Annotated in this window: 9 protein-coding genes; 4 read left to right on the top strand and 5 right to left on the bottom strand. The window is 69.4% G+C overall.

Annotated elements, in window-relative coordinates; all coding sequences use genetic code 11:
* Positions 1–555 (bottom strand): Ig-like domain-containing protein (locus AC0680_RS37730; RefSeq protein ID WP_478637556.1); only part of this gene is annotated, 555 nt, incomplete at its 3' end.
* 252 nt (positions 556–807) lie between these two features.
* Between AC0680_RS37730 and AC0680_RS37735 the strand changes: the two genes are divergently transcribed.
* Both AC0680_RS37735 and AC0680_RS37740 read left to right on the top strand, forming a co-directional pair.
* Positions 808–1,908, top strand: a complete 1,101-nt coding sequence (locus AC0680_RS37735; RefSeq protein ID WP_478637557.1) for a M20 family metallopeptidase — start codon at positions 808–810, stop codon at positions 1,906–1,908.
* A gap of 45 nt (positions 1,909–1,953) precedes the next feature.
* The gene (locus tag AC0680_RS37740) at positions 1,954–2,835 is read left to right on the top strand and encodes a hypothetical protein (protein ID WP_478637558.1); all 882 of its coding nucleotides are present in this window, start codon (positions 1,954–1,956) and stop codon (positions 2,833–2,835) included.
* A gap of 54 nt (positions 2,836–2,889) precedes the next feature.
* Here AC0680_RS37740 and AC0680_RS37745 read toward each other — a convergent pair whose 3' ends face one another.
* The 4 genes from AC0680_RS37745 to AC0680_RS37760 all read right to left on the bottom strand — a co-directional run bounded on the left by AC0680_RS37745 (position 2,890) and on the right by AC0680_RS37760 (position 6,434).
* Positions 2,890–3,639, bottom strand: coding sequence for an MBL fold metallo-hydrolase (locus AC0680_RS37745; protein ID WP_478637559.1), 750 nt, complete (start codon positions 3,637–3,639; stop codon positions 2,890–2,892).
* Complete coding sequence (locus AC0680_RS37750) at positions 3,636–5,237, bottom strand: glycosyltransferase family 39 protein (protein WP_478637560.1); 1,602 nt, start codon at positions 5,235–5,237, stop codon at positions 3,636–3,638. The genes AC0680_RS37745 and AC0680_RS37750 overlap by 4 nt, the downstream gene beginning before the upstream one ends.
* A 67-nt stretch (positions 5,238–5,304) precedes the next feature.
* Positions 5,305–5,496, bottom strand: coding sequence for a hypothetical protein (locus AC0680_RS37755; protein WP_478637561.1), 192 nt, complete (start codon positions 5,494–5,496; stop codon positions 5,305–5,307).
* The gene (locus AC0680_RS37760) at positions 5,493–6,434 is read right to left on the bottom strand and encodes an NADP-dependent oxidoreductase (RefSeq protein WP_478637562.1); all 942 of its coding nucleotides are present in this window, start codon (positions 6,432–6,434) and stop codon (positions 5,493–5,495) included. The genes AC0680_RS37755 and AC0680_RS37760 overlap by 4 nt, the downstream gene beginning before the upstream one ends.
* 210 nt (positions 6,435–6,644) lie before the next feature.
* On the opposite strand from AC0680_RS37760, the gene AC0680_RS37765 reads away from it, so the two are divergent.
* Both AC0680_RS37765 and AC0680_RS37770 read left to right on the top strand, forming a co-directional pair.
* Positions 6,645–7,610, top strand: coding sequence for a GlxA family transcriptional regulator (locus AC0680_RS37765; protein ID WP_478637563.1), 966 nt, complete (start codon positions 6,645–6,647; stop codon positions 7,608–7,610).
* A 188-nt stretch (positions 7,611–7,798) separates the two neighbouring features.
* A complete protein-coding gene (locus AC0680_RS37770) occupies positions 7,799–8,272 on the top strand; it encodes a hypothetical protein (protein WP_478637564.1) in 474 nt (157 codons plus the stop codon).
* Positions 8,273–9,086: the final 814 nt, after the last annotated feature.

Genomic DNA, 9,086 nt, shown 5'->3' on the forward strand with positions numbered 1-9,086 from the left:
GACGGTCTTGCCGTTGTCGGGGGTGTAGGTGCCGATGAAGCTGTTGGCCGAGGAGACCGTCGTGAAGGTCGCGTTCTCGGTGGCCGAACGGCCCTCGGCGTCCTTCGCCTTCGCCGCGATCCTGTACTTGGTGCCGCGCTCCAGCTGCACCGACGCCTTCCAGGAGGCCCCTCCAGGCGCCATGGCGCCGGCCACCTCCTTGCCGGACTCCGCGGCGGTCAGCTTCACCTCGGTCAACGTGCCACCGGTGACCTGCACACGGGTTCCGTTGACGCCGGCGTTGATGGCACCGTCCTTGGACGACACCATGATCCGGATGCCGGAGCCGTGCTTGGCGCCGGCACCGTTCTTGCCGTCGCCGCTGCCCGCCGGGCCGTCCCCGCCACACCCGGACAGCGCCAATGCCCCCGCCGCGAACAGGGCCGATGCGGTGAGCGTGCCGCGTATCTTCCGGGACCGGTACGACGTACCGGGTGCCGGCGGCCGCTCGGGCGGGAGCAGCCGGCGGCGCGGTGTGCGGAACCGGGAGGACACGGGGTTGTCCGGCGAGGTCACGAGCAGCTCCATACGGGAAGGCGGGCCAGGGACGGGCACCATCGGCGGCCGACCCTAGGGGGTACTTCTCAACGCGCCTCTTAGATCCGTTGGATCCGTTAGCCGTTGGATCCGTGTTCCCGCTGACCGCGACGCCCAGGCAGCGTTCTTCGTAGGCCGTGGTGGAGTCGGTGTCGGGGTGGCAGGCGCGATGGGTGAGGTTCGTGATGCCGCGGCGCAGGCCCGCCGCGGCCCGCCGATTACCCTTGCGGCATGACGATGCACAAGATCGGCCGTCTGAGTGTCGACGCGATGATCGAGGACCTCAGGACACTCGTCGAGGTCGAGTCTCCGTCGCGCGACCTCGACGCCTTGAGGGCCTCGGCCAAAGCGGTCGCCGCCGTCATCGAGGGCCGACTCGGCGGGCAGGCCGTACTCGTCGAGAGCGAGGCGGGGCCGCACGTCCACTGGTCGGCCGGCGGCGACCCCAAGGTACTGATCCTCGGTCACCACGACACGGTGTTTCCGCTCGGCACTCTTGAGCGCCGCCCGTTCACGGTCGAAGACGGTCGTGCGACCGGCCCCGGAGTCTTCGACATGCTCGGCGGGCTCGTACAGGCCATTCACGGCCTGGCGACACTCGAGGACCGGTCGGGGGTCGAGATCCTGGTGACCGCCGACGAGGAGGTCGGCTCCCACTCCTCGCGAGCGCTCATCGAAGAACGAGCCCTAGCCTGTGGCGCTGTACTCGTGATGGAGGGTGCCGCGGACGGCGGAGGCCTGAAGACCGGCCGCAAGGGCTGCGGCACGTTCGAGGTCTCGGTCGCGGGCCGGGCGTCGCATGCGGGCCTTGAGCCGGCAGCCGGGGTCAACGCCCTGGTCGAGGCGGCGCACCAGGTACTGGACATCGAGGCACTCGGTCGTCCCGACATCGGCACGACCGTCACCCCCACCGTCGCGTCCGCTGGGACCCTGGACAACGTCGTGCCCGCGGAGGCGACCGTCATCGTCGACGTCCGGGTCGAGTCGGCCGGCGAGAAGGAACGCATCGAAGCAGCCTTCGCGGCACTGGCTCCACATCTCGACGAGGCGGAGATCACGGTCCGAGGAGCTGTCGGCCGGCCCCCGATGCCCGAGTCGGCGTCGACGGAGCTGTTCGCCGTGGCGACGAGGCTGCTTCCCGGCATCGAAGGCAAGGCAGTCGGCGGCGGAAGCGACGGCAACTTCACGGCCGCACTGGGGGTGCCCACACTCGACGGCCTTGGAGCGGTCGGGGGCGGTGCCCACGCCGACCACGAGTACCTGGTGGTCGACGTCATGGTCGAGCGGGCGAACCTTGTCGCCGGCCTGGTGAACGCGATTCAGGACGCGTAGCACGCCGGGTGGAAGAATGTCGATCGACCGTGTCGAGGGGGAAGAATGGAACTGCCGCCGTTTCCCGCCAGCATCACCACAGTGATCACCTCCGGGAAGCTGCCACCGGAACTGGGTGCATTGTTCACCCCTGCGGGAGAGTTGGCCGACGGGACGTACTGGTCCCATGTCGCCTCGGCCGTGGATGAATGTCTGGCGGTCGGAGCGGTGGACGGGAACGTACGTGGTGTGCTGGCGCTCGCCGGGGCCTATGCCCGTCTGGACGAGCTGGAGGACAACCCGGACCCGGAAGAGATGGACGAGGAGAACGACCGGGTCGTCGAGCTACTGAAGGAAGCCGAAGTCAACGGCGTCGACGATGACGAGACCGCTGAGCTGTGGTGGTTCTCCGAGCGCATGCGAAGCCGCGCAGCCGAACACAGGGAGTACTTGGCGGAGTTGGAGGCCTATGTCGCCAAGTACGGTGCGCTGCCGCACCAGCGGTTGGAAGCGAAGTTGGGACCGGCGCACGACCTCTACTCCGCCGGCGATCGTGCCGCGGCACTCGCCCTGTTCCGTGAGGTCGCGGAAATCAGCCCCTGGGACAGCGAGTTCAGCGGCTGTATCGACCGCATCGATGTCGGCTGGTGCCGTCTGCTGCACGACGCGGCCCATGTCGAGGGACCGGAGGCGGCGCGGAAGATATGGCAGGAGGCCAGGGCGCATTACCGGGCGGCGAGGTTTCCGGTCACGACGCACTCCTGGCAGCTGGTCGAGATGCTGTTGGGCACGGGCGTGCCGGACATCATCGAGGTGATCATCTACGAGTGGCTGGAGGCCGCTGAAGAGGCCGGGGAGTCGGACGTGCCGGTGACCGAGGATCAGCAGCGCATCTTTGAGCTCGCCCTGGCCGAGATCGAGGAAGCGTCGGGAGCGGCTGAGGCCTGAGAGAGCGCCTCCGATCCCCTCCGACGTCCTCCTCTTGAGCCGCCAGGCCGGACCCTAGAGCCCGACCGTTTCGCCGAGCTTCGGCACATGCAGCCGCTCACGCAGACCGGCCTGCGCGAAGGCCGCCGTCAGGCTGTCCGGCCCCTGGGTGAAGTGACCCCACTGTTCGAAGTGCAACGGCACGACCTGCCGTGCACCGAGGATCTCCGTGGCCCGCGCCGCGTTCGCACTGGACAGTGTGAGGTCCGCATCACCCACCAGCGGCGTACGGGCCGCTCCCACGAACAGCACCGCCACATCGATGGGCCCCACCCGCCGAGCGACCTCCCGCACGACATCCAGCGAGGCGTTGTCCCCGCTGACGTACACCGTCGGCAGCCCGTCCCCGCCCAGCACGAAGCCGGTCACCTCGCCGACCAGGTGCTCGCTTCCGTCCGGCCCGTGCTGCGCGGGGGTACCGGTGATGCGGATGCCACCGAGCGTGTACGTCTCCCAGTTGGGCAGCGCCCGCACCGGTCCACCGAGCCGCTCCACTGCCGAGCGGGTGGAGAGAACGAGCGGGGCGGCAGCGGCGTACCCGCGCCCCGCCTTGTCGAGGTTGTCCGGGTGATGGTCGTGCGAGAGCAGCACCGCGTCGACTGCGCCCACCTCATCCGCACTCAGCGCGGGCCCGGCCAGCTTGACGAGCTTGCGCTCGCCGATCGGGTAGTCACCGGGGGCGTCGAAGGTCGGGTCGGTGAGCAGACGCAGGCCGCCGTATTCGATGAGCGCGGTCGGTCCGCCGAGGTAGGTGAGGGCGTTCATGATCGGGCCAGCGCGCTCAGCCGACCGGTTATTCCCGCCGGGTACCGCAACGAACGTCCGCCGAACCCCGCCTTGCACGACGAGCCGGGAGCCGAGCCGCATGATCCGTCGGAACCGGCGGGCCGACGTCGTTCGTAGACGCTCACCTGACGGCCTCGCTCCGTACTGGTCGAGCGACGGACGAAGTGCCTTTCGAGGACGCGTTGCTTGGTGAGGTCGCGTGCCGTGTCGGGGGCCGGCGCCCCGGGGTCGGTGACGAGGACTATGCGAGGCGTGTCGAGCATGGCGCGCTCTATGGTGCGGGGGTCGGCCTCTATGCCCTTCAGGGTGCCCGACTCCTGCGGGCCCTGGGCCAGGGCCAGGTCCCGGAGGCCTTGGAAGGCGTCCGGTGAGACGAGGGCGGTGTCGCGGCGCGCGGCGGGGATGTAGACCACGCCGTCGCCCGCGTGGCGGATGCGGTCGACGAGGTGGGCGGCGGTGAGTACGTCGTCGACGCGGCTGTCTTCGGTACGCAGTCGGAGTTCCATCGGCAGCAGTGCCAACAGGGCGACGGCGACAACGGCGGGAAAGAGCACCCGGGGCTGTGCTTTGAGCCGCACCGCGATCCCGGCCAGCAGGGCGCCGAGAAGCAGTGCCAGCCCGACGTAGGCGAACAGGACGTAGCGCGTGACGTAGAGAGGCTTGACGACCGAAACCAGCGCCAGGCCCAACTGGGGCAGTGCGCACAGCGGCAGCGCGACGGCCGCGAGGTGCATACGGGCGGAAGGCGTCTCCCCGCGGCTGCCGCGTGTCGTGCGTGCCTGTGGTGTGCGCGCCCCGAGGGCTGCGATCGCTACGGTGATCAGCACGCCGAGCACCGTCGACCAGCCCAGCGGTTTGATCCACGAGACCTGTCCGGCCTGGTCCTGGCTGGCCAGGATCAGCGGTAGAGCCGCGACGAGGGCGCTGCAGGAGGCGAGCGCCCACCCGATGACGCGGGCCCGGCCGGGGCGGACGTACGCCATGGTGACACCGTGGGCGACCAGCGCGAGCAGCGAGAACCAGTTGAGCAGCGCGGCGATCAGCACCGAACCCGCATAGCAGGCCCACCGTCCACGGTTCGGCTGCTCCAGGGCACCCACCAGAAGCCAGGTCGCGAGTGCGACAAAGGCGAGGACGAGTCCGTAGGGCCGTCCTTCTTGGGCGTGTTCCTGGACTGCGGGAACGACGACGAGACCGCACCCCGCACCGATGCCCACCCATCGATCCGAGAGCCGGGCCCCGATCAGGGCGGTCAGTCCGCAGGCGATGGCGGTGGCGAGCACCGAGGGCAGTCGCAGGGTGAGCAGACTGTCGCCGAAGAGGGCGAACGCCGCGTGCATCACCATGTAGTAGAGGCCGTGGACGATGTCCACCTGACCGACCATGTGCGCGATTTCGGCCAGCGGCCGATGGGCTGCCTGCCAAGTCGCCGCCTCGTCCCGCCACATGCTGTGCTCGCGGGTGATGCCCCACAGGCCGAGACCGAGTGCGAGGCCGGCCGGGCCGGCCCAGACGGATATGCGGAGGCGACCGGATATGTGCGGGTGACTGGATATGCGTATGCGACGGCGTTGCACGGGCCCCCCTGGCCGATGGCATCAGCTCGGCCCGGCAGCTGGTCCTGCCCCTTCGTCGCGGCCCGCTTCACCAGCCGGACGGCCGAGTGAAGATCGCCGAATTCTCGCTGAGAAGGTAGAACAAATTTCCGCCATTTCCAAGTTTGCGGGCGCTTTCGGAGCGGGTGGGGAAAGCGGCGACGATGTCGTCCTTGTCGGTGGTTCCGTTCTCCTTGTCGGTACGGGGCTGCCGGACGCGGGCGGGCCGGTCGCCGCTCACGAGGTGACGGACAGGACGATCTTTCCGGTGGTGCGGCCGGTCTCCCCGAGCGTGTGGGCCGCCGCGGCCTCCTCAAGGGGGAAGACCGCGTCCGCGATGACGCGCAGCCGGCCGTCTTCGACGAGGGCGCGGATCGCGTGCAGCCCCGCCTGGTCGGGTTCGACGAGCATGAACACCGCCCGCACCCCAGCCGCTTCGGCCTCCTGGTGGGGGAAGGTGCCATCCAGCGGCAGGATCGAGATCAGAGTGCCGCCGGGGCGCAGGGTGCGCAGGGAGCGGGCCCAGTTGTCGCCGCCGAGGCTGTCCAGCACCACATCCACGTCGCGGACGGTCTCGGCGAAGTCCTCGGTCCGGTAGTCGACGAGTTCGTCCGCGCCGAGCGAGCGCAGCAGTTCGTGCTTGGCGGCGCTGGCGGTGCCGATCACATGGGCGCCCCGGGCCTTGGCGATCTGGACGGCCAGATGGCCGACGCCGCCCGCGGCGGCATGGACGAGCACCCGCTGTCCCGGCTGGACGTGCGCGGTGTCGACCAGGGCCTGCCAGGCGGTGAGCGAGGCGAGCGGCAGGGCACCGGCCCGGATGTGGTCCAGACCCTTGGGCCGAGGGGCGAAATGGCGGGCCGGGGCGGTGACGTACTCGGCGTAGGCACCGGCCGGGTGCGGGAAGCGCGGCATCCCGAAGACCTCGTCACCCGGCTGGAAGAGGGTTACGCCGTCGCCGGTCTCCGCCACCACTCCGGAAACGTCGAAGCCCAGGGTGAACGGAGGCTTCGCCCCGTTGGCGAACACGCCCCGCTCGCGGGTCTTCCAGTCGGCCGGGTTCACGCCCGCCGCGTGCACCCGGACCAGGATCTCGCCCCGGCCGGGCTGCGGGCGAGGCACCTCGAAGACCTTGAGGACGTCGGGACGTCCCGGGGCGTCCTGGGGGACGGCAAGCATGGTCGCAGGGGCAGGGGCAGGGGCAGGGGCAGGGGCAGGGGCAGCGGCGGGGGCAGGGCTGATGGCGTCCTGAGACATGGACATGGTCACGTTCGCTTTCCGGCGGTTCTTGTTGTGGTTTGTGCCGGTTGTTTGGGCACGTCCTCACCCTGCCGGAGTCACAAGATCCCCAGCAGCGGCCTGACGGCCACGACCTGAAAGGATCTGGCCATGCACCACGTCGGCGTTCTGGCCCTGGACGGAGTCGTCCCCTTCGAGCTCGGCATCCCCGCCCGTATCTTCGGCGCCGCCCACGACAGGGCGGGCACCCGGCTCTACACCGTGACCACCTGCAGCCTGGACGGCCGCCCGGTGCGCACCGAGGCCGACTACGGCCTCAGCGTCACACACGACGCCTCCCTGCTGTCCGGCGTCGACACCGTCGTCATCCCTCCCTCCCAGGCCCTCGGCCCGATCCGCGAAGAGGGCCGGCTGCCGGACGCACTGCGCGACGCCCTGGCCGGCATCCGACCCGGCACCCGGATCGTGGGCATCTGCACCGCCACCTACGTCCTGGCCGCCGCAGGGCTGCTCGACCACCGGCCCGCCACCACCCACTGGCGGGAGGCCGACCGGCTGCAGCGGATGTTCACCACCACCCGCGTCGATCCGGGCGTCCTGTTCGTCGACGACGGCGACATCCTCACCTCCGCCGGAGTCGCCGCGGGCATCGACCTGTGCCTGCACATCGTCCGCCGCGACCACGGCAGCCAGATCGCCAACGAGGTCGCGCGCTCCTGCGTCGTACCGCCGTGGCGCGACGGCGGCCAGGCCCAGTACATCCCGCGGCCCGTCCCCGACACGCAGGCCACCAGCACCGCACCCACCCAGGCATGGGCCCTGGAGAACCTCGCCGAACGCCTCACCCTGGCCGACCTCGCCGCCCACGCCAACATGAGCGTACGCACCTTCACCCGCCGCTTCCGCGACGAAGTCGGCACCACCCCCGGCCAATGGCTCACCCGCCAACGCGTCGACCTCGCACGCCACTTGCTGGAGACCACCGAATGGCCCGTCGATCTCGTCGCCCACCGCGCCGGCTTCGGCACCGGCGTCTCGCTGCGCCAGCACCTCCACGCCGCGATCGGCGTCGCGCCCCAGGTGTACCGCCGCACTTTCCGCGGTGACGGCGGGTAGCCGGGTGCGCATGAGCGGGCCGCCGGGTGCACGTAGGCGGGCAGTCGGGCAGCCGGGCGGACGTGAGCGGGGTGGCAGGGCGGAGATGAGCGGGGTAGCGGGCGAACGTGAGCGGGCTAGCGGGGCGCACATAAGGTGGTGCGCTCGTCGACGAGTTCCCAGGGATTCGCGGAGGAGGGGATGAGGCCGTGGAGATAGCCGTCCAGTGGATACGGACGACCTGGACGAAGAAGTCCCGGGGCGGAGAGGCTGCCACACGCAGGAACGCAGCCCCGGTCGGCTTCGCCTTCCCCAGCACGGCACCCTCGTCCGCGCACGTGGTCCGCATGCACGAGCGGGATGGCTTTGAGCCGTATGACACCGAGAAGGACTTGCGCAGAGTCGACGTACAGCTCCGGGAATCCGACGGTCGACTGCGGGTCCAGCCCAGGGTGGACCCATTGTTCGCCCTCCCGCCCCGGCCACGCAGGCCCCCGGCTGTTCGCCTCGCTCCGGGCCAGTGGGTCCGCTGGCAGCTCAACTACCGCTTCAGCAGTGCGTCGGGAATGCAGGACTGGTCGTACTGGATGGACACCTTCAACATCGCGTACGGCACCGTGGACGCCGACGTGTTCCTGTCGGAGCCCACGGTCTACGTTGACGAGCGAGGACCACTTCGGTAGCTCCGCCGGCATGTGGCAGTGCGGCGGCGCAGGCGTCCAGGCCCGGGTCGTCCACCTCGCTGTGGGGAGAGAGCCTGAAGCGCATCGATGGCCGCGCCCGAGGCCGCGCCCACGTGGACCTTCCCACCACGCATGCGTGACACATGTGCGGGAGGCAGGGCAGTCGCCCACAAGTCACCGGGCGAATACACCAATCGGCGGCCGTACGGCTGACTGACCACCCTGCGACACAGCACAGCCCACTCGAACCTTGACTGCCATAGGGCGACCGTTGCTGTTGTTGCCGCCGCTGTCGCCGCTCGCCCGCCGTGCCGCTCCCGCCACCGATGACCGGCCGCACTGACGGGCGCCATTCACGCGCAGTTGGGGTGATTGCTACGGCCACGGTTCTGCCTCTTTGCGGGTTGTTGCCTTATTTGGGGGGCGGAGGGTGTTTCCAAGGTTGTAGCCAGGTTGGTCAGGGTGGGTATTCCACTGCTTCGATTTTTCATCCCCGGGTTGTTTTTTCTTTGTTTGATCGAGCTTTTATGTGTGGGTGTAACCGTTGGTGAGGATGATGTGTGGAGGGTGCTGAAGATGACCGACAGACAGTGAGGACTTCGGCGCCGAGTCGTCCGAGGCATTTAAGAGCGCGCCGGCAGACGTAGTCCGGTGTGTCTTTGTGTGTGGTTGGTTTTGGTGTGTTGGTGGTTGTGGAGGGTGGTTGTGGTGTCGGTTTCTGGTGTGGGTGTGGGTTCGCGGGTGTTGGTGGTGGGTGCTGGGCCGGTGGGTTTGGTGGTGGGGTTGGAGTTGTTGCGGCGGGGGGTGGGGGTGC

It is taken from the genome of Streptomyces sp. NPDC043738 (assembly GCF_056436545.1).